The 19,542-nt window shown below is 63.7% G+C and carries 14 protein-coding genes and 4 pseudogenes; 9 read left to right on the top strand and 9 right to left on the bottom strand.

Features of this window, described 5'->3' with window-relative positions:
• The first annotated feature begins 3 nt into the window (after positions 1-3).
• Genes ACEWE8_RS23100 through ACEWE8_RS23115 form a run of 4 tightly spaced genes read left to right on the top strand, consistent with a single transcriptional unit; the run spans position 4 to position 6,344 of the window.
• The gene (locus tag ACEWE8_RS23100) at positions 4-2,889 is read left to right on the top strand and encodes a Tn3 family transposase (RefSeq protein ID WP_032428972.1); all 2,886 of its coding nucleotides are present in this window, start codon (positions 4-6) and stop codon (positions 2,887-2,889) included.
• A 34-nt stretch (positions 2,890-2,923) separates the two neighbouring features.
• Positions 2,924-3,904 carry an ABC transporter substrate-binding protein gene (locus tag ACEWE8_RS23105; RefSeq protein ID WP_046788233.1) on the top strand — a complete coding sequence of 327 codons (981 nt, stop codon included), beginning with the start codon at positions 2,924-2,926 and terminating at the stop codon, positions 3,902-3,904.
• 53 nt (positions 3,905-3,957) lie between these two features.
• Positions 3,958-5,025, top strand: a complete 1,068-nt coding sequence (locus tag ACEWE8_RS23110; protein WP_016487049.1) for a phosphotransferase — start codon at positions 3,958-3,960, stop codon at positions 5,023-5,025.
• Complete coding sequence (locus tag ACEWE8_RS23115; protein ID WP_016487050.1) at positions 5,022-6,344, top strand: aspartate aminotransferase family protein; 1,323 nt, start codon at positions 5,022-5,024, stop codon at positions 6,342-6,344. Before ACEWE8_RS23110 ends, ACEWE8_RS23115 begins: the two co-directional genes overlap by 4 nt.
• A 4-nt stretch (positions 6,345-6,348) precedes the next feature.
• Here the strand turns inward: ACEWE8_RS23115 and ACEWE8_RS23120 are convergent, their stop codons facing one another.
• A complete protein-coding gene (locus ACEWE8_RS23120) occupies positions 6,349-7,104 on the bottom strand; it encodes an ABC transporter ATP-binding protein (RefSeq protein WP_016487051.1) in 756 nt (251 codons plus the stop codon).
• Positions 7,098-7,502: pseudogene (locus ACEWE8_RS23125) on the bottom strand (FecCD family ABC transporter permease); the annotation flags it as partial. The gene ACEWE8_RS23120 and the pseudogene ACEWE8_RS23125, both read right to left, overlap by 7 nt.
• 251 nt (positions 7,503-7,753) lie before the next feature.
• Between ACEWE8_RS23125 and ACEWE8_RS23130 the strand changes: the two are divergent.
• Both ACEWE8_RS23130 and ACEWE8_RS23135 read left to right on the top strand, forming a co-directional pair.
• Positions 7,754-8,830 (top strand): annotated as a pseudogene (locus ACEWE8_RS23130) (Tn3 family transposase); the annotation flags it as partial.
• A gap of 29 nt (positions 8,831-8,859) precedes the next feature.
• A pseudogene (locus ACEWE8_RS23135) lies at positions 8,860-9,069 on the top strand (acyl-CoA thioesterase); the annotation flags it as partial.
• 54 nt (positions 9,070-9,123) lie between these two features.
• On the opposite strand, the pseudogene ACEWE8_RS23140 reads toward ACEWE8_RS23135, so the two are convergent.
• The 3 genes and pseudogenes from ACEWE8_RS23140 to fdhD form a co-directional block, all read right to left on the bottom strand.
• A pseudogene (locus ACEWE8_RS23140) lies at positions 9,124-9,604 on the bottom strand (glycine zipper domain-containing protein).
• Between the two features lie 214 nt (positions 9,605-9,818).
• Positions 9,819-12,164 carry an FdhF/YdeP family oxidoreductase gene (locus ACEWE8_RS23145; protein ID WP_046788234.1) on the bottom strand — a complete coding sequence of 782 codons (2,346 nt, stop codon included), beginning with the start codon at positions 12,162-12,164 and terminating at the stop codon, positions 9,819-9,821.
• Between the two features lie 5 nt (positions 12,165-12,169).
• A complete protein-coding gene (gene fdhD / locus ACEWE8_RS23150; protein WP_046788235.1) occupies positions 12,170-13,000 on the bottom strand; it encodes a formate dehydrogenase accessory sulfurtransferase FdhD in 831 nt (276 codons plus the stop codon).
• Between the two features lie 192 nt (positions 13,001-13,192).
• On the opposite strand from fdhD, the gene lysM reads away from it, so the two are divergent.
• Complete coding sequence (gene lysM / locus ACEWE8_RS23155; protein WP_046788236.1) at positions 13,193-13,633, top strand: peptidoglycan-binding protein LysM; 441 nt, start codon at positions 13,193-13,195, stop codon at positions 13,631-13,633.
• Positions 13,634-13,741: 108 nt separating this feature from the next.
• Here the strand turns inward: lysM and yrfG are convergent, their stop codons facing one another.
• The gene (yrfG, locus tag ACEWE8_RS23160) at positions 13,742-14,404 is read right to left on the bottom strand and encodes a GMP/IMP nucleotidase (protein ID WP_046788237.1); all 663 of its coding nucleotides are present in this window, start codon (positions 14,402-14,404) and stop codon (positions 13,742-13,744) included.
• Positions 14,405-14,468: 64 nt separating this feature from the next.
• Here yrfG and nudE point away from each other — a divergent pair, with 64 nt between their 5' ends.
• Both nudE and cysQ read left to right on the top strand, forming a co-directional pair.
• Positions 14,469-15,035, top strand: a complete 567-nt coding sequence (gene nudE / locus ACEWE8_RS23165; RefSeq protein WP_046788238.1) for an ADP compounds hydrolase NudE — start codon at positions 14,469-14,471, stop codon at positions 15,033-15,035.
• On the top strand, positions 15,032-15,859 hold the full coding sequence (cysQ, locus tag ACEWE8_RS23170) for a 3'(2'),5'-bisphosphate nucleotidase CysQ (RefSeq protein ID WP_046788239.1): 828 nt from the start codon (positions 15,032-15,034) through the stop codon (positions 15,857-15,859). The genes nudE and cysQ overlap by 4 nt, the downstream gene beginning before the upstream one ends.
• On the opposite strand, the gene ACEWE8_RS23175 is transcribed toward cysQ, so the two are convergent.
• From ACEWE8_RS23175 to ACEWE8_RS23185, 3 genes are read right to left on the bottom strand one after another with little or no spacing between them, the layout of a single operon-like run.
• Entirely contained in the window at positions 15,848-16,303 is a 456-nt protein-coding gene (locus ACEWE8_RS23175) for a YiiD C-terminal domain-containing protein (protein WP_039604210.1), read from the bottom strand. The two genes, cysQ and ACEWE8_RS23175, sit on opposite strands and share 12 nt — an antisense overlap.
• The gene (locus ACEWE8_RS23180) at positions 16,300-17,709 is read right to left on the bottom strand and encodes a sigma-54 dependent transcriptional regulator (RefSeq protein WP_046788240.1); all 1,410 of its coding nucleotides are present in this window, start codon (positions 17,707-17,709) and stop codon (positions 16,300-16,302) included. The genes ACEWE8_RS23175 and ACEWE8_RS23180 overlap by 4 nt, the downstream gene beginning before the upstream one ends.
• Positions 17,706-19,520 (bottom strand): ATP-binding protein, encoded by a 1,815-nt coding sequence (locus tag ACEWE8_RS23185; protein ID WP_046788241.1) that lies wholly within the window; start codon positions 19,518-19,520, stop codon positions 17,706-17,708. Before ACEWE8_RS23185 ends, ACEWE8_RS23180 begins: the two co-directional genes overlap by 4 nt.
• Positions 19,521-19,542: the final 22 nt, after the last annotated feature.

Genomic DNA, 19,542 nt, shown 5'->3' on the forward strand with positions numbered 1-19,542 from the left:
TGTATGCCGCGTCGCGTCACTCTAACCGATCGGCAGAAAGACGCGCTGTTGCGCTTGCCGACTTCACAGACGGATTTGCTCAAGCACTATACGCTGAGTGATGAAGACTTTGGGCATATCAGGCTGCGTCGGCGCGCTCACAACAGGTTCGGCTTCGCCCTGCAATTGTGTGTCCTGCGCTATCCCGGCCGGGTGCTGGCTCCAGGCGAACTGATCCCTGCAGAGGTCATCGAATTTATCGGAGCGCAGCTTGGCCTGGGTGCCGACGATCTCGTAGACTATGCTGCCCGCGAGGAAACACGGCACGAGCATCTTGCCGAGTTACGGGGGCTCTACGGCTTCCGCACCTTCTCCGGACGTGGTGCGAGCGAGCTGAAGGAATGGTTGTTCCGAGAAGCCGAGATGGCGGTGTCGAACGAGGATATCGCCCGTCGCTTCGTAGCCGAGTGCCGACGCACCCGCACTGTCCTTCCCGCGACATCCACGATCGAGCGGCTTTGTGCCGCGGCTCTCGTCGATGCCGAGCGACGCATCGAGACGAGGATCGCCAGTCGGCTGCCTATGTCGATCCGAGAACAGTTGCTGGCATTGCTCGAGGAGACGGCTGATGATCGGGTGACCCGTTTTGTGTGGCTGCGCCAGTTCGAGCCTGGCTCGAACTCTTCGTCGGCCAACCGGCTGCTCGACCGGCTCGAATATCTGCAACGCGTCGATCTCCCCGAGGATCTGCTTGCCGGCGTTCCTGCCCATCGGGTGACTCGTCTGCGCAGGCAGGGTGAACGGTATTATGCCGACGGCATGCGCGATCTCCCGGAGGACAGGCGGCTTGCGATCTTGGCTGTTTGCGTCTCGGAATGGCAGGCGATGTTGGCCGACGCAGTGGTCGAAACCCACGACCGGATCGTCGGCCGTCTCTACCGTGCTTCGGAGCGTATTTGCCATGCAAAGGTCGCAGACGAAGCGGGGGTGGTGCGTGACACCCTGAAATCCTTCGCCGAGATCGGGGGCGCCCTGGTCGATGCACAGGATGATGGCCAGCCGCTGGGCGATGTCATCGCGAGTGGGTCAGGGTGGGACGGCTTAAAAACCCTTGTTGCAATGGCAACCAGGCTGACCGCCACCATGGCCGACGATCCGCTCAATCATGTGCTCGACGGTTATCACCGCTTCCGCCGATACGCTCCACGCATGTTGCGCCTGCTCGATCTGCGAGCTGCGCCCGTTGCACTGCCGCTTCTGGAAGCGGTGACGGCCCTTCGTACCGGTTTGAACGATGCCGCGATGACCAGCTTCTTGCGGCCCAGCTCGAAATGGCATCGCCACCTTCGGGCCCAGAGGGCTGGCGACGCTCGCCTATGGGAGATCGCGGTGCTGTTCCATCTGCGCGATGCGTTCCGCTCCGGAGATGTCTGGCTTACTAGGTCCCGGCGCTATGGCGATCTGAAACACGCACTCGTTCCGGCACAAGCCATCGCGGAAGGCGGTCGTCTCGCTGTGCCATTGCGGCCGGAGGAATGGCTGGCAGACCGGCAAGATCGCCTCGACATGCGGTTGCGCGAGCTTGGCCGTGCCGCTCGCGCAGGCACGATCCCGGGCGGGTCGATTGAAAACGGCGTTCTGCATATCGAGAAACTCGAAGCCGCCGCGCCGACAGGCGCCGAAGATCTGGTGCTCGATCTCTACAAGCAGATCCCGCCCACGCGCATCACCGATCTCCTGCTGGAGGTGGATGCGGCGACCGGCTTCACCGAAGCGTTCACCCATCTGCGCACAGGAGCACCCTGCGCTGACCGGATCGGGCTAATGAACGTTATCTTGGCGGAAGGGATCAACCTCGGCTTGCGCAAAATGGCGGATGCGACAAACACCCACACCTTCTGGGAATTGATCCGCATTGGACGGTGGCATGTCGAGGGCGAAGCCTATGACCGGGCGCTGGCCATGGTGGTCGAGGCACAGGCAGCGTTACCCATGGCCCGGTTCTGGGGCATGGGCACGTCGGCTTCGAGCGACGGACAGTTCTTCGTCGCTACAGAGCAAGGTGAGGCCATGAACCTGGTCAACGCGAAATATGGCAATACCCCGGGCCTGAAAGCCTATAGCCACGTCTCCGACCAATATGCGCCGTTCGCAACCCAGGTGATTCCTGCAACGGCAAGCGAAGCGCCTTACATCCTCGATGGCCTGCTGATGAACGATGCTGGACGCCATATCCGCGAGCAGTTCACCGACACGGGCGGCTTCACCGATCACGTCTTTGCCGCATGTGCCATTCTCGGCTACCGGTTCGCTCCGCGCATCCGCGACCTGCCATCCAAACGGCTCTACGCGTTCAATCCGTCGGCCGCCCCGGCGCACCTGCGAGCGTTGATCGGCGGAAAGGTCAACCAAGCCATGATCGAGCGCAATTGGCCCGACATCCTGCGCATCGCCGCCACCATTGCTGCCGGGACCGTCGCGCCAAGCCAGATTCTGCGGAAACTCGCCTCCTATCCGCGGCAGAACGAGCTCGCGACAGCCCTGCGGGAAGTCGGTCGCGTCGAGCGCACCCTGTTCATGATCGACTGGATTCTGGATGCCGAACTCCAACGGCGTGCCCAGATCGGGCTCAACAAAGGCGAAGCTCATCATGCGCTGAAGCGGGCAATCAGCTTCCACCGCCGCGGTGAAATCCGCGACCGTTCCGCCGAAGGCCAGCATTACCGCATCGCCGGCATGAATCTGCTCGCCGCCATCATCATCTTCTGGAACACCATGAAGCTCGGCGAGGTCGTTGCAAACCAGAAACGCGATGGAAAGCTGCTATCGCCCGATCTCTTGGCCCATGTTTCGCCGCTCGGATGGGAACACATCAATCTCACCGGAGAATATCGCTGGCCAAAGCCTTAGCGTAGGATTCCGCCCCCTCCCGCAAACGACCCCTTTGAGCGCCGCTGAAAAACTGACCGTGGTGTCCTTCGGCGGCAACAACCGCCAGGCCCAGGAAAAAGCCTTCTACAAACCCTTCACCTCGGAAAAGAAAGTGGCGATCACGGCCGATGACTACAACGGCGAAATGGCCAAGATCCGGGTCATGGCCGACACCGGGAAAACCAGCTGGGACGTGGTCGAGGTCGAATCCCCCGAGCTGTTGCGCGGTTGTAGCGAAGGCCTGTTCGAGCCATTGGACTGGTCGCGCATCGGCAAGAAAGAAGATTTCATCCCGGCCGCCGTCAGCGATTGCGGGGTGGGTATCTTCATCTGGTCTACCGTTCTGACATACGACCCGAAAAAACTCGCCAGCGCGCCACAGGGCTGGGCGGATTTCTGGGACGTGAAGAAATACCCCGGCAAGCGCGGCCTGCGCCGTGGCGCCAAGTTCACCCTGGAGTTCGCCCTGTTGGCCGATGGCGTGGCCAAGGAAGATGTCTACACCTTGCTCGGCACCGAGGAGGGCGTGCAGCGGGCCTTCCGCAAACTGGATCAGATCAAGCCCGACATCCAGTGGTGGGAATCCGGCGCGCAGCCGTTGCAATGGCTGGCGGCAGGCGACGTGGTGATGACTTCGGCCTATAACGGGCGTGTCACCTCGGCGCAGGCGGAGGGACAATCGTTTGAAATGCAGTGGAATGGCAGCCTGTACGACCTGGATCACTGGGCCATCGTCAAAGGCTCGCCGAAGAAGGCCCTGGCGGAAAACTTCATCGCGTTTGCCAGTGCACCGGTTCAGCAGAAGCACTTTGTCGAGGCCATTCCTTATGGGCCAAGCAACACCAAAACCGTGGCACTGGTCGATGAGGCGGTGGGCAGCAAACTGCCGACTTCACCGGATAACCTGAAGAACGCCCGGGCCACGGATGCCGAGTTCTGGATCGACCACGGCGAAGACCTGGAAGAGCGTTTCATCGCTTGGGCCAACAAGTAATGCAAGGGGCCTGCGCGAGCAGGCCACATCACCGAAGCGAGGAGTCATGAACAATGCCGCTTGAGAAAGTATCGGCGCAACCCTGTCTGCTGGAGGCGGCCCCTGCCCGTGTCAGTGACGGGCAGGTCCTTGGGGTCCTTGCGCAGCACTACGCGATCAGCGGAAAACTCGAGCAACTGGGCGGCGAGCGCGACCTCAATTTCCGGGTCATGCTCGCGGACGGTACGTCGCGTCTGTTCAAGTTGTCGCATCCATTGGAAAACCCGCAGGTCGTGGACTTCCATAACCAGGCCATGCTCCAGATCGAGCGTAACGATCCGGCGTTGCCGGTGCAGCGTGTCTTTGCATCACTCGGCGGGCGATTCGTGGAGCCGGTCGAAATCGAAGGCCAGCGCATGTTGGTCCGTCTCCTGTCCTTCGTTGACGGCTTGCCGCTGCACCGCGTCGCCCACACATCGGTGAATTTCAGGCAGAACCTGGGCCAAGCGCTCGCCCGGTTCGACCTGGCCCTGGACGGCTTCAGCCATCCCGCTGCCGGGCACGTCCTGCTGTGGGACATGCAACACGCCCAGCGCCTCAGGCCCCGGCTGAAACACATCGAGCCGGGCGTTCGTCGCGACCGGATCGAACACAGCCTGGACCGCTTCGAATCCCAGGTACTGGGCAAGTGCGCCACGCTGCGCCACCAGGTGATCCATAACGACATGAACCCGCACAACATCATCGTCGATCCGGATCAGCCCGATGTGTTGCGCAACATCCTGGATTTTGGCGACATGGTCCACGCGCCGTTGGTCAACGAGGTCGCGGTCGCGGCATCGTACCAATTGGGGGTGGCGGGCGACGTCCTGGCCCCGGCGCTGGACATGATCCGCGCCTATCACCAGGTCAATCCCCTCACCGGCGAAGAATTGCAACTGCTGCCGGTGCTGATCTCCACACGCCTGGCGTTGTCGTTGTGCATCAATTATTGGCGGGCCGACCTGCACCCGGACAATCGCGAGTACATCCTGCGCAACTCATACCGCGCCCAGGATGCCCTGGCGGGATTGTCCGCAATGGCACCCGCCGAGATCCACGACAGAATCCTTGCCGCTTGCACCCAGGAGGTTGGCGCATGAGCATGATCAACGGTTTCACTTCTGAAGATGCCGATCGCCTGTCAGACAAGGAAAAACGCCTTGTCGAACGCCGGGCACGGTTGCTCGGCCCGGCCTATCGACTGTTCTACGAACACCCCTTGCACACGGTGCGCGGCGAGGGCGTGTGGCTGTACGACGAACAAGGCCGGCGGTATCTGGATGCCTACAATAACGTGGCGTCGGTGGGGCATTGTCATCCCCGGGTGGTCGAGGCGATCAGCCGGCAGGCCGGGCAACTCAACACCCACACTCGCTACTTGCAGGAGGGCATGCTCGATTACGCCGAGCAACTGCTGGGCACCTTTCCCGAGTACCTCGAGCGGGTCATGTTTACGTGCACCGGCAGCGAGGCCAACGATCTGGCGTTGCGCATCGCCAAACAGTTTACCGGCGGCACCGGCGTGATCATCACCCGCTTCGCGTATCATGGCGTCACGGGTGATATCGCCGAGCTTTCTCCGTCGCTCGGCCCGAGCATGGTTCTGCCACCCCACGTGCGCACCGTTCGCGCCCCCGATGCTTATCGGCTGGGTGCGGATCAAGTGGCCTCGACCTTCGTGGCTGACGTCCGTGCGGCCATCGATGACCTGCGCAAACACGGCATTCGTCCGGCGGCGATCCTGCTCGACGGCATTTTCGCCAGCGATGGCGTCTTTGCGGGCCCAACCGGCTGCATCGCCGAAGGGATCGCATTGGCCCAGGCCGAAGGCCTGTTGTACATCGCCGATGAAGTCCAGTCCGGCTTCGCCCGCACTGGCCTGAACATGTGGGGTTTCCAGCGGCACGACGTGCGCCCCGACCTCCTGACCCTGGGCAAGCCGATGGGCAACGGCCACCCCATCGCCGGCCTGGTCGGTCGAGCGCAAGTGGTCGATCACTTTGGCCAGAACATGCGCTACTTCAACACCTTTGGCGGCAACCCGGTGTCCTGCGCAGCGGGGCAGGCCGTGCTGGACGTCATCCGTGACGAACAGTTGCAGCAGCGCTCGCACACCCTGGGTGAATGTCTGTTGACGGGGTTGCGGGAGCTGGCCGAGCGTTACCCGATCATCGGCGATGTGCGCGGTGCCGGGATGTTCCTGGGGGTCGAGCTGGTGACCGATCGCGCCACAAAAGCGCCTGCCGCCACGCAGACCCGTCAGGTGGTCAACGCGATGCGCGAGCAGGGCGTATTGATCAGTGCTGCCGGGCCGCTGGAAAACGTGCTGAAGATTCGCCCGCTGCTGGCCTTCGAACAGGAGCATGCGCACTTGCTACTGGAAGCGGTCGGCACGGCGCTGGAAGGGCTGCAGCCGTAGCGGTTCAGACGATATCGTCGATCAGGATATGGTGCTGCCCACGGCTGCAGCGTTCGATGCGCGCCTCGACCTTGTACACCGCGCGCAGCATCTGCTCGTTGATCACTTCATGGCTCGGGCCGCTGCCCTGAGCGGTGCCATCGGCGATGACCAGCACCTGATCGGCGAAGCGCAAGGCCTGGTTCAGGTCATGGATGGCGATGAACACGATGACTTCGCGCTTTCGCGCCAGGTCGCGCATGAAGTTCAGCACCTGGACCTGGCGGTGCATGTCGAGGGCGCTGGTGGGCTCGTCCATCAGCAGGATCTGCGGTTCGCGCACCAGCGTCTGGGCGATTGAGACCAGTTGTTGCTGGCCGCCGCTGAGTTCACCCAGGTTGCGGAATGACAGCGGCGTAATGCCCAGGGCGTCGAGGATCTCATCGACCAGTTTCAGTTCGTCATCGTGGACCACCCAACCCGGTGTCAGTTGCTTGCGCGCCAGCAGCACCGATTCGTACACGGTCAAACGGGCGCTGGCGTTGAGGCCCTGGGGCATGTAGCTGATGCCTTTCATGCCTTTTTCCGCGCCTTGCAGCTTTACCTCGCCGGGCCCGTCGATCAGCCCTGCCATGCGTTTGAACAGGGTCGATTTACCTGCGGCATTGGGCCCGACCACGGCGACCACCTGGCCGCCGACAAACTCGGTGGTGGTCACACCGCTGATGATCGTGCGCTGGCCATAGCTGGCGCCGAGGTCTTGCAGCTGGATCGTTACCATGAGTTTTTCTTTGCGCCGAGAATCAGAGAGATAAAGAACGGTACGCCGATCAGGGACGTGACCACGCCGATGGGGAAAATCGCGCCGGGGATCAGGGTTTTGCTGACCACCGAACTCGCCGACAGGATCAGTGCGCCGGTGAGCAACGAGGCCGGCAGGAAGAAACGTTGGTCTTCGCCAATCAGCATCCGCGCGATGTGCGGGCCGACCAGCCCGATAAAGCCGATGGTGCCGACGAAGGCCACGGGAAACGCAGCGAGCAGGCTGACCATGATCAGCGTCTGGAAACGCAGGCTGCGCACGTTGATACCGAAGCTGGCCGCCTTGTCATCCCCCAGCCGCAGGGCGGTGAGCGCCCAGGTGCGCCTGGCGAAAATCGGCAGGGTGATCAGGATCAGGGGTTCGGGGAGCAATGGAACAGTAAACGCACTTAAGCCCAGTACCTGCCCGCAAACCAGCGCTCTGTCTGGGGAGTACGATAAAACCACCGTTTTATGAAACCGTTTCCGCTATCGCGAGGAAAGGTCACCAACACCCGAAAATCAGTGCAATAAACCTTTCTCACGAATCAAAGTTCGTTAATTCGCAGTCGCTGACGAGTAAAACGAACTCTAATTCGGCTTACGTTGGTTTTCAGTTCCATTGCTCCCCAACCCCCACCTACGTCAAGCTGTCCTGGCTGCAAGCCTGGCACATCCGCGACGAAACCTATTCGGCGGCCTTGGCCGAGCTGGTCAACCACCAGTATCGCCACGCCTTTGCCGCCCACTGGGGCGACGGCACGACCTCATCCTCCGATGGCCAGCGCTTCCGCGCGGGTGGCCGGGGCGAGAGCACCGGGCACGTCAACCCGAAGTACGGCAGCGAGCCGGGACGGCTGTTCTACACCCATATCTCCGACCAGTACGCGCCGTTCAGCACCCGCGTGGTGAATGTCGGCGTCCGCGATTCCACCTATGTGCTCGACGGCCTGCTGTACCACGAGTCCGACCTGCGGATCGAGGAGCACTACACCGACACGGCCGGCTTCACCGATCACGTCTTTGCCCTGATGCACCTGCTAGGCTTCCGCTTCGCGCCGCGCATCCGCGACCTCGGCGAAACCAAGCTGTACGTGCCGCAGGGCGTGCAAGCCTACCCGACGTTGCGCCCGCTGATCGGCGGCACCCTGAACATCAAGCACGTGCGTGCCCACTGGGACGACATCCTGCGCCTGGCCAGCTCGATCAAGCAGGGCACCGTCACCGCCTCGCTGATGCTGCGCAAGCTCGGCAGCTACCCGCGCCAGAACGGACTGGCCGTGGCCCTGCGCGAGCTGGGCCGGATCGAGCGCACGCTGTTCATCCTCGACTGGCTGCAAAGCGTCGAGCTGCGCCGTCGCGTGCATGCCGGCCTGAACAAGGGTGAAGCGCGCAACTCCCTGGCCAGGGCGGTGTTCTTCAACCGCCTCGGCGAAATCAGGGATCGGAGCTTCGAGCAGCAGCGCTACCGGGCCAGCGGCCTCAACCTGGTGACGGCGGCTATCGTGCTGTGGAACACAGTGTATCTGGAACGCGCCACCCAGGGGCTGGTCGAGGCTGGTAAGCCGGTGGACGGCGAGCTGCTGCAATACCTGTCGCCGCTGGGTTGGGAACACATCAACCTAACCGGCGATTACGTCTGGCGGCAGAGCCGCCGGCTTGAAGACGGGAAGTTCAGGCCGCTACGGTTGCCCGGAAAACCTTAGCGTACGATTTTTTCCGTTTTCTCTATTCGCCCCTGCTAGAGGTGGGTTTGGGCGTCACTCGCCTTGCAGGCAGCACGGTGGAGTACCGGCTGGCGCTGTATCGCCCGGGAGAGGCCGATGCTTGTGCGGCAGGGACCGTGGTGCAGGTGTTCATCGAGCGCGCCAGCGGCCGGCCGGTACCGCTGCCGGAGGCGCTGCAAGTCATTTTGTCGGGCCTGCAGCTCGGTTCGCAGGCATGAAAAAGCCCCGCGGGTGAGGGCGGGGCTCTTGCTGCCTGAGGATGGTCTCAGGTATCAGTCGCGCCAGTGGCGCTTGTGCTTGCGGTGGCCGTAGTGGCGGCCACGGTCGTAATGACGGCGGTCGTCGTAGCCGCGACGGTAGCGGCGGTCGTCGTGACGGTCGTCATCATCGGCCTTGTTGCCCAGGTAGTTACCGAGCGCGCCACCGGCGCCGCCGCCTGCGGCTGCACCAATGTAGCTGCCGGTGGTACCACCCACCGAGCGACCGACCACGTTACCGCCTGCAGCGCCCAGTGCGCCGCCGATAGCGGCCTCACCACGCTGGCGCTTGTCGGCACCCCAGGGCACCTCCGGCCGCACCGCCCAGGCCGGCACCAATGGCGCCGCCAGTGCTACCACCGATGGAGTTGCCCACTACGGAGCCGAGTACCCCACCCAATGCGCCGCCAATGCCGGCCTCGGTATTGCCACCGGCCATGGCAACGCCGCTGAGCAAGCTGAAAGACAACAACAGAATCGAGGAGTACTTCTTCATCAAGAGAGCCTCATAAGGATGACGAGGGCGAATTTGCAGTTCCTTGAGGCGGCTGGCAACGAAAATCCGACGAGTAGCACGAGTTGTACACAATTCTCTAAGTTACTGTTTTATCGATGAAACTTTATCGATTTTCGTGTGTCTGAGGTAATTGTGACAAAGCCCTGAACCCCTGTGGAACAGGGCTTTTTTCGTTTTTACCCATACGCTTCGATTACACGATTCGCCCGTCGTCGCGCGCCCGCTCCAACTTGATGGCGACGAACTTGGAGGTCGGTGTATGGCTGCCCTCACCGATGCTTTCCAACGGGATCAGCGGATTCACTTCCGGGTAGTACGCCGCCGCCTGCCCAGCCGGGATATCGAACGCCAGCAGGGTGAAGCCCTGTACACGGCGCACATGCGAATCGCCCCACAACGAGACGATGTCGACCTTCTGCCCCGGCTGGAAGCCCAGGCGGATGATGTCGGCCTCGTTGACGAACAACACGTCACGCTGGCCGCGCACGCCACGGTAGCGGTCGTCCAGGCCATAGATGGTGGTGTTGTACTGATCGTGCGAGCGCATGGACTGCATGATCAGGTCCGGTACCTGGCCGCTGGCGCGTACCCGCTCGTCGAGCAGGGTGTCCGGCAGCAGGTTGGCCTTGAAGTTGGCGCGGCCGTTGGTGGTCTTCCACTGGCGGCTGGCTGCACTGTTGCCCAGGTAGAAGCCGCCTGGGTGGCTCAGGCGCTGGTTGAAGTCGGCAAAGCCTGCAATGGTGTCGCCGATCAAGTCCCGGATACGGTTGTAGTCGGCCACAAGCCAGTGCCAGTGGACCGGGTTTTTGCCAAGTGTGGCAGCGGCGATGCCGGCAACCACTGCCGGCTCCGAGCGCATGTGGGTCGATAGCGGCTTGAGCTGGCCGTTGGAGGCATGGACCATGCTGAAAGAGTCTTCAACGGTGACCGCCTGCGGCCCGTCGGCCTGCAGGTCGATATCGGTGCGGCCCAGGCACGGCAGGATCAGCGCCTGTTTGCCGTGGACCAGGTGGCTGCGGTTGAGCTTGGTGCTGATGTGCACGGTCAGCGCGCAGTTGCGCAGGGCCTGCGCGGTACGCTCGGTATCCGGGGTGGCCTGGGCGAAGTTGCCACCCAGCCCGATGAACACCTTGGCGCGGCCGTCGAGCATGGCGTGGATCGCTTCGACGGTATTGTGGCCATTGTGCCGCGGTACCGGGAAATTGAAGCGTTTTTCGATGGCATCGAGCAGCGCCACCGGCGGGCGTTCGTTGATACCCATGGTGCGGTCGCCCTGCACGTTGCTGTGGCCGCGTACCGGGCACAGCCCTGCGCCAGGCACACCGATGTTGCCGCGCAGCATCTGCAGGTTGACGATTTCCTGGATGGTGGGCACCGAGTGGCGGTGTTGGGTGATGCCCATCGCCCAGCACATGATCACCCGTTTGCCGCGGCAGTACATGCGTGCAGCCAGCTCGATGTCCGCAAGCTCAAGGCCCGACTGCTCCTGAATGTGCGCCCACGAGGTGGCGTCCACTGCAGCCAGGTACTGATCGACACCGTGACCATGCTCGGCGATGAATACGTGATCGAATACCGCCGGCTCGCCTTTGGCCTGCGCCTCACGCTCCCACTGCAGCAGGAACTTGGCCATGCCACGCAGCAGCGCCATGTCGCCGCCCAGGGCCGGGCGGAAGAACGCCGTGTTGGTCGGCCGGTCGCTGTTGGTCAGCATTTCCAGCGGGTTCTGCGGGTGCTGGAAGCGCTCCAGGCCACGCTCCTTGAGCGGGTTGATACACACCACCTGGGCGCCACGCTTCACGGCATCGCGCAGCGGGTCGAGCATGCGCGGGTGGTTGGTGCCGGGGTTCTGGCCCCAGACGAAGATCGCATCGGCGTGTTCGAAATCATCGAAGGTGACAGTGCCCTTGCCCACACCGATGCTTTGCCCCAAGGCTACCCCGCTGGCCTCGTGGCACATGTTCGAGCAGTCGGGGAAGTTGTTGGTGCCGTATGCACGCACGAACAGCTGGTACAGGAACGCCGCTTCGTTGCTGGCCCGCCCGGAGGTATAGAACTCGGCCTGATCGGGGCTTGCCAGGTTGTTCAGCTCACGGGCGATCAGGGCAAAGGCTGCATCCCAGGCGATCGGCTGATAGCGGTCGCTGGCCGGGTCGTAGACCATCGGTTCGGTCAGGCGGCCTTGGTATTCCAGCCAGTAGTCGCTCTGCTCAAGCAGCGCGCTGACGCTGTAGCGGGCGAAGAAGGCCGCATCGACTCGGCGCTTGGTGGCTTCCCAGTTGACCGCCTTGGCGCCGTTCTCGCAAAACTTGACCATGCCGCTTTCGGGCGAGTCGCCCCAGGCGCAACCGGGGCAGTCGAAGCCGCCATTCTGGTTGGTCTTGAGCAGGGCGCGAAGGTTCTTCAGCGCATTGTCGCTGCCAACCCAGGCCTTGGCCACGCTGCGCAAGGCGCCCCAGCCACCGGCGGGGCCGTGGTAGGGCTTGTAGCGTGGAGGGGAGGCTGGGGCGTTGTCTGGAAGAGGCTGGTACGAGGTCACGGCTATTACGACTCCGCCGCAGGGCTATAGACCCGCGGTGCACTGTGTTTGGGCAGATGAATGAGGTTGAGGTTGTGCTTGCGCGCCCATTGCAGGGCAAGGCCGGTAGGGGCCGAGAGGCTGACCAGCGTCTGGATGCCGGCCCGCAGGACTTTCTGGATCAGTTCCAGGCTGCAGCGGCTGGTGACGATCGCCAGGCCACCTTCGGTGGCGACGCCCTGGCGCAGCAGGGCGCCGATCAGCTTGTCCAGGGCGTTGTGGCGGCCAATGTCTTCGCGGCCGAGCAGCAGTTCGCCCTGGGCGTTCATGAACAATGCCGCATGCACGGCGCCACAGTGCTGGCCCAGCGGCTGGAAGGCATCGATGCGCTCACGCAGGCCCACCAGCCACTGCGCCGGTGGCAATGGCGCGCCAGGCAGCTCGGCCAGCTCCGGCAGCGCCTGCTCCAGGGCTTCGACGCCACACAGGCCGCAACCGCTGGTGCCGGCCAGTTGGCGGCGCTGGTTTTTCAGGTTCCAGAATGCGCGGCTGGAAATCTCCAGGTCGGCGTACAACGCCGAGCCGCTGCCGGAAAGCTTCAGGTCGTAGATGTCTGCGGTGCCATCGACAATGCCGCTGCCAACGCTGAAGCCGACCGCAAAGTCTTCAAGGTCGGTGGGGCTGACCAGCATCACGGCCTGGTTGAGGCCGTTGTAGACGATAGCCAGGGCGACTTCTTCGGCCAGCGGCGTGCTGGCACGCGCAGCGTCGTCGAGCTGGACGTAATCGTAGGTGTTGCTGGCGGCAGGCAAGGCCAGAGGCGTCGAGGCCGCGCAGACCGGAGGTTTGCTGTTCATCGGGGCTGGTTGTTCATCGGCGCTGACTACCGGCGGCTTTTTGATAGCACCAGCCTAGGCCTGCGGGCCGGTCACGTCTAATCGCTAGGGTCTATGCCTTGATAGACCGCGTCGATTGGTCGCAGTGGGGCGGGGGAGGAAATCCTGGCCTAGACTCGTGTTTCCGAGGTTATCGTCAACATGGAGAACGCAATGAGCCTTTTCAGTTTCGTGAAGGAAGCCGGCGAGAAGTTGATCGACCTGCTGACCCCAGGCAATGCCAATGCCGAGGAGCAGCTGAAGAAACACGTGGAGAGCGTCGGCCTGGGTAACCCGAACATCACCGCTACGGTAGAGGGTGACAAGATCACCCTCAAGGGCGAGGTGGCCAGCCAGGAGGAGAAGGAGAAAATCATCCTCGCGGCCGGCAACATAAGTGGTGTGGCCAGCGTTGATGATCAGATCACTGTAACTGGGCCGGTCGTTCAGGCTGCGCGGTTCGTAACCGTGAAAAAGGGTGACACGCTGTCAGCCATTGCCGTGGTCGTGTATGGCAACGCCGGCCAGTACAACAAGATCTTCGAAGCCAACAAGCCGATGCTCAAGCACCCGGACAAGATCTATCCGGGGCAGGTGCTGCGGATTCCGGACTGACAGATCTCTATCGTCTGCTCCGGCCAATCGCCGGCAAGCCGGCCACAGGACAAGCACCGCTCTGAATAGGTGTGGAGTACCTGTGGCCGGCTTGCCGGCGATCTGGCCTTAAAGACCTACCAGCAACTCCCGGTAATCCTCGACTGCCGCAAACTCCTGGGTATCGCGCGGCGCCGCCTGGCTATCGGGCTGGCGCACGGCCAGCAAATGCCCCACGCCAAACCGCTGGGCACTGCGCAGAATGGCCAAGGTGTCGTCGATGAACAGGCTGCGCCCAGGCTCGAACCCGATATCGGCCTGCAACGCATCCCAGAACTGCGGGCTTTCTTTCGGGTAGCCGTAATCATGCGAACTGATCAGCCGCTCGAAATACGGCGCCAGTTCCACCCGCTCCAGCTTCAACGACAGCGAATCGCGGTGCGCATTGGTGATCATGACCACGCGCTTGCCGGCCTGGCGGATCGCTGCCAGGAAGGTATCGGCGTCTGGGCGCAGGGCGATCAGGTCGGCGATCTCGCGCTTGAGTTCGCGGATCGGCAAGTTCAGCTCGCGGCTCCAGAAGTCCAGGCAGTACCAGTTGAGCGTGCCGGCATTGCGTTCGAACAGCGGCTGCAGCTCCATTTCGGCCATCGCCCGGCTTACGCCGTGCACCTGGGCGTAGCGCTGGGGCAGGTGCTCCAGCCAGAAGCGGTTGTCGTAGTGCAAATCGAGCAGCGTGCCGTCCATGTCCAGCAGGACAGTATCGATGGCAGACCAGGGAAGAACAGGCATGGGAAACTCTCGTTCAGTCGGCAAGCCACGGTATAGTAACCCGTTCACGCCAAGGAGCCGCCCCATGCGCCAGAAACCCACCGTTCTCAGCCGCGAGATCGTCGCCAGCAGCCGCTTGTTCCGCGTCGAGGCCGTGCAGTTGCGTTTCAGCAACGGCAACGAGCGCACCTACGAGCGCCTGGTCGGGCGCGGCAATGGATACGGCGCCGTCATGATCGTGGCCATGCTCGATGCCGAACACGCGGTGCTGGTGGAGGAGTATTGCGGTGGCACAGATGAATACGAACTGTCCCTGCCCAAAGGCCTGATCGAACCGGGCGAGGATGTGCTGGCAGCGGCTGACCGGGAACTCAAGGAAGAAGCCGGCTTTGGCGCGCGCCAGCTGGAACACTTGACCGAGCTGTCGCTGTCCCCCGGCTACATGAGCCAGAAGATCCAGGTGGTGCTGGCCACCGACCTTTACGAAGAGCGGCTGGAGGGCGACGAGCCGGAGCCGATGCGGGTCGACAAGGTCAACCTTCGCGAACTCTCGGCGCTGGCCATGCACCCCCAGTTCAGCGAGGGGCGGGCGCTGGCGGCGTTGTACCTGGCGCGTGACCTGCTGATTCAGCGGGGGCTGCTCGACGTATGAACGACCAGCAACTGATGCATGAAGTGGTGAAACTGGCCGGCCTGGCAGGGCAGGCGATCCTGCCGTTCTGGCGCGCCGACGTGGCGGTGACCAACAAGGCGGATGATTCGCCGGTGACCGCCGCCGACCTGGCCGCACACCGGGTTATCGCTGACGGCCTGCAGGCAATGGCGCCGCAGATCCCCGTGCTGTCCGAGGAAGACTGCAATATTCCGTTGGCCGAGCGCCAGGGCTGGCAGCGCTGGTGGCTGGTCGACCCTTTGGACGGTACCAAGGAGTTCATCGCGGGCAGCGAAGAGTTCACCGTCAATATCGCGCTGATCGAAAACGGCGAAGTGGTGTTTGGCGTGGTTTCGATGCCCACCAGCGGCCGCTGTTATTTCGGTGGCCAAGGCCTGGGTGCCTGGCGGGCAGAGGCGGGCGGCGAGCCCCAGCCGGTCCAGGTCCGTAACGCGCCACCTGCCGATGGTCGTTTCACCGTGGTGGCCAGCCGTCGCCATTCCAGCCCACAGCAGGAAGCGTTGTTGTCTGGCCTTGGCGCTGCTGTCGGTGAGCTGGAGCTGGCCAATATCGGCAGCTCGCTCAAGTTCTGCCTGCTGGCCGAAGGCAGCGCCGACTGCTACCCGCGCCTGGCGCCGACCTCGCAGTGGGACACCGCTGCGGCGCAAGGTGTGCTGGAAGGGGCAGGCGGCGAAGTGATCGGCGTGGATGGCCAGCCGTTCCGCTACCCGCCACGCGAATCCCTGCTCAACCCCTTCTTCCTGGCACTTCCCGCGGCTGCCAGCTGGCGTCAGGCGCTGATCCAGCTCGCCTCAGCGATGTAACACATACTGCCCGCTGAACCTCACGGCGGGCTCGTCGCTGCCAGCATTGCAAACCGTGGTGTCCAGCGTCAGCCGCGCACGGCCACGGCGCTGATACATCGCAACGAAGCGCTCCCAGGTTTTTTCGTCCGGTGCGGCGCAGCGCGCCACTGCCGTGCCGGTGACCGGCAGCGGGTAGCTGATCTGCCCTTCCTGAATGACGATATGCCCGTCGTCGATGCCCAGCTCGCGCAGGCGCAGGTGCAACCAGCCCCAGCCCACCAGCACGGCGGCGCAGTACAGGCTGCCGCCGAACATGGTGCTTTTGTGGTTGACGTTGGCGGCCAGCGGCAGCTGCAGGCGCAGGCTCTGCCCTTGCCAATCGATGACCTGCAGGCCCATTTCACGGGTCAGGGGAATGTCGCTGTGCAGGACGCCCTGCAGGTACTGGCTGTCGCTGTTCATGGGCGGTTGTCCTCGTGGTCGTCAGGCCCGCTGTGGCCACCGTCAAAACTGAGGCCGTGCTTGCGCAGCTTGTCATGCAAGGTTTTGCGCGGGATACCGAGTGCCTCTGCCAGGCTGCGCATGGAGCTGTGCGGCTGGCCCAGTTCGGCGGCAATCAACGAACGCTCGAACTGCTCGACCTGTTCGCTGAGGTTGCCCAGCTGAAGCGGGGCTGTGGGCGCTGCGGCAGCGGGCGCCTGGTTATCGAGCGCCAGCTCCAGGCCAAGGGCGAAACGCTCGGCGGCGTTTTGCAGTTCGCGCACATTGCCTGGCCAGGCATGGCGCAGCAGCATGGCCCGGTGCGCTGGCTGCAGGGTTTGCGGTGGCAGGCCGTGGCGTTGGCTGGCGGTATCGGCGAAATGCTGGAACAGCACCAGGATGTCATCCCCTCGCTCGCGCAGCGGCGGGATGCGCAGCGGTGCCACGTTCAGGCGGTAGTAAAGGTCGGCACGGAAGCGGCCTTGGTCGGCGGACTGGCGCAGGTCCTCCTTGGTTGCGGCAATGATGCGGATGTCCAGTGGGATCAACTGGTTGCCGCCCAGGCGCTCGACCACCCGTTCCTGCAGCAGGCGCAGCAACTTCACCTGCACGTCCAGGCTCATGCTTTCGATTTCGTCGAGGAACAGCGTGCCGCCATTGGCGAACTCGAACTTGCCGATGCGGCGCTTCTGCGCGCCGGTGAACGCGCCGGGCTCATGGCCGAACAGCTCGCTTTCGACCACCGACTCGGCCAGGGCGCCGGCATTGATGGCCACGAATGGCCCATCGCGGCGGCTGGACAGGTCGTGCAGGGCGCGGGCCACCACCTCCTTGCCAGCGCCGGTTTCGCCGAGGATGAGCACGTCGGCGCGGGTGCCGGCCAAGGCGCCGATCTGTTCGCGTAGGCGCTGCATGGCGGGCGAATGGCCGACCAGGCGGGTGGCCAGTTGCTGGCGGTCGCTCAAGGCCAGGCGCAGGCTGCGGTTGTCGAGCACCAGCCGGCGCAGGGCCAGGGCGCGGCGCACGCTGTCGAGCAGGGCTTCACTGGCAAAAGGTTTTTCAAGGAAGTCGTAGGCGCCGGCACGCATGGCCTGCACCGCCAGGGGCACATCGCCGTGGCCGGTGATCAGCAGCACTGGCAGTTCCTTGTCACGCCCGTGCAATTGTTCGAGCAGTTGCAAGCCATCGATGCCGGGCATGCGGATGTCGCTGACCACCACGCCAGGCCAGTCGGGCTCCAGGCGCTCGGCCAGGCCTTGGGCGTCGGCCAGGGCAACCACCTTCAGCCCCGCCAGGTCGAGGGTTTGGCTCAAGGCCTGGCGCAGGTGTGGGTCGTCGTCGACCAGCAGCACCTGGGCTTGGCTGTCGATCTGTATCTCGGGGGTCATGCCGAGGGGTCCTCCGATGGTTGCAGGTTGGCGCCGGGCGCTGCCACGCGCATTTGCAGGGTGAGCAGGGCGCCGCCTTCCGGGTGGTTGGCCAGCAGCAGTTCACCGCCCAGGGCACGCATCAGGCTTTCGCAGATGGCCAGGCCCAAGCCCAGGCCCTGGGTGCGGGTCTTGGTGGTGAAGAACGGCTCCTTGGCGTGCTCGAGGGCCTGCCGGCTGAAGCCCGGGCCATTGTCGCGGATGAACAGGTAGACGTAGTCATCGCGCTTTTCGGCACTCAGCCACAGGCGGCGCGGGTTGGCTTTTTCAGTCAGGGCATCGAGGGCGTTGGCCAGCAGGTTGCCGAGCACCTGGCGCAGGCGTGTCTCCCCGGCCTGTACCCACAGGGTGGCATCGGGCAGGTCACGGATCAGCTCAACGGCCATCGCTCGGCGGCGTTTGGCCAGAAGCGCCAGGGCGTCGTCCAGCGCCGGCTGCAGGGCCACGCTTTCCGGCGCATGGCGGTCCCGCCGGGCGAAGGCCCGCAAGTGAGCGATGATCGAGGCCATGCGCCCGGTCAGTTCGCCGATCAGCTTGAGGTTGCCGCGGGCATCTTCAGTGCGCTGGTGATCGAGCAGGATCTCGGCGTTTTCCGCGTAACTGCGGATGGCTGCCAAGGGCTGGTTCAGTTCGTGGCTGATGCTCGCCGACATGGTGCCGAGCACCGACAGCTTGCCCGCCTGCACCAGCTCGTCCTGTGCGCGCACCAGCTCCTGCTGGGCATTCTCGCGCTCCAGTACCGCGCTTTTCAGGCGGTTGTTGAGGCCTTCCAGGTCGGCGGTGCGCTGGGCCACACGATTTTCCAGCTCCTGGCGGCCCCGGGCTTCGAAGTCGATACGGTCGATATAGTGCCGGCGGCGTTGCATCACCAGGCCGGCCAGCAGCATCAGCACCAGCAGTGCGCCGCCACCAATGGCCATGACGGTTTGCACCGAACGGTCGACCAGCATGCGTGGTGCGAGGATGCTGACCTGCCAGCCGGTCTCCTTGATGTCACGCGTCTGGGTCAGCCAAGCGTTCTGGTTGAGTACCAGCGGCTGTGGCGCCTGGGTCGGGTAGGGCTGGATGGCGATGATCGCCTGGCGCTCGGCCTCGGTCAGCTCGCGCGTGGCGCGAAAGCGCCAGTCGGGCCGCGAGGTGAGGATCACCACACCGTTGTGGTCGGTCAGCAGCAATTGCTCGGGCGTATTGCCCCAGAGGGTCTCGGTGTGGTCCAGGTCGACCTTGACCACCAATACCCCGACGATGCGTTCACGGTCATGCACGGCAGCGGCAAAAAAGTAGCCGCGCTTGGCCGACGTGGTGCCTTGGCCGAAGAAGCGCCCAAGTTGCCCGGCCATGGCCTCGTTGAAGTACGGGCGGAAGGCGAAATTGCGGCCCACGAAGCTGTCGCGCTTGTCCCAGTTGGAGGCGGCCAGGGTATTGCCGCTGACGTCCATCAGGTACATCACCTCGGCACCGGTCTGGTGGGCGATGTCTTTGAGCAGGCGGTTGGCGTTGGTCACCGCTTCGAGCTTGAACGGGTCGGCCAGTACGCCGCGCAGCGCCGGCAATTCGCCAAGAATCTGCGGCAGGGTTTCGTAGCGGTGCAGGGTGCCGAGCAGGTTGGCGACGTACAGGTCCAGGGTCTGGCGATTCTGCGACGCCAGTTCGTCCTGATAATAGCGTTCGGCAAGGTGATGCAGCGGCCACAGCAAAGGGGCCAGGCACAGGGCCAACAGGGCCAGGCTGCGCCAGCGGGGACGGCGTGGGTGCGTGGGTTTTGCAATCATCGCGTAAATGCGCCAGAAGGGT

This window comes from Pseudomonas sp. TR47, assembly GCF_044143025.1.
GTDB classification, from domain to species: domain Bacteria; phylum Pseudomonadota; class Gammaproteobacteria; order Pseudomonadales; family Pseudomonadaceae; genus Aquipseudomonas; species Aquipseudomonas putida_E.

Coding starts and splice junctions, on each gene's coding strand:
- ACEWE8_RS23100 (WP_032428972.1), top strand. CDS start 4: ATGCCGCGTCGCGTCACTCTAACCGATCGGCAGAAAGACGCGCTGTTG.
- ACEWE8_RS23110 (WP_016487049.1), top strand. CDS start 3,958: ATGCCGCTTGAGAAAGTATCGGCGCAACCCTGTCTGCTGGAGGCGGCC.
- ACEWE8_RS23115 (WP_016487050.1), top strand. CDS start 5,022: ATGAGCATGATCAACGGTTTCACTTCTGAAGATGCCGATCGCCTGTCA.
- ACEWE8_RS23120 (WP_016487051.1), bottom strand. CDS start 7,104: ATGGTAACGATCCAGCTGCAAGACCTCGGCGCCAGCTATGGCCAGCGC.
- fdhD (WP_046788235.1), bottom strand. CDS start 13,000: ATGAACAGCAAACCTCCGGTCTGCGCGGCCTCGACGCCTCTGGCCTTG.
- lysM (WP_046788236.1), top strand. CDS start 13,193: ATGAGCCTTTTCAGTTTCGTGAAGGAAGCCGGCGAGAAGTTGATCGAC.
- yrfG (WP_046788237.1), bottom strand. CDS start 14,404: ATGCCTGTTCTTCCCTGGTCTGCCATCGATACTGTCCTGCTGGACATG.
- nudE (WP_046788238.1), top strand. CDS start 14,469: ATGCGCCAGAAACCCACCGTTCTCAGCCGCGAGATCGTCGCCAGCAGC.
- cysQ (WP_046788239.1), top strand. CDS start 15,032: ATGAACGACCAGCAACTGATGCATGAAGTGGTGAAACTGGCCGGCCTG.
- ACEWE8_RS23175 (WP_039604210.1), bottom strand. CDS start 16,303: ATGAACAGCGACAGCCAGTACCTGCAGGGCGTCCTGCACAGCGACATT.
- ACEWE8_RS23180 (WP_046788240.1), bottom strand. CDS start 17,709: ATGACCCCCGAGATACAGATCGACAGCCAAGCCCAGGTGCTGCTGGTC.
- ACEWE8_RS23185 (WP_046788241.1), bottom strand. CDS start 19,520: ATGATTGCAAAACCCACGCACCCACGCCGTCCCCGCTGGCGCAGCCTG.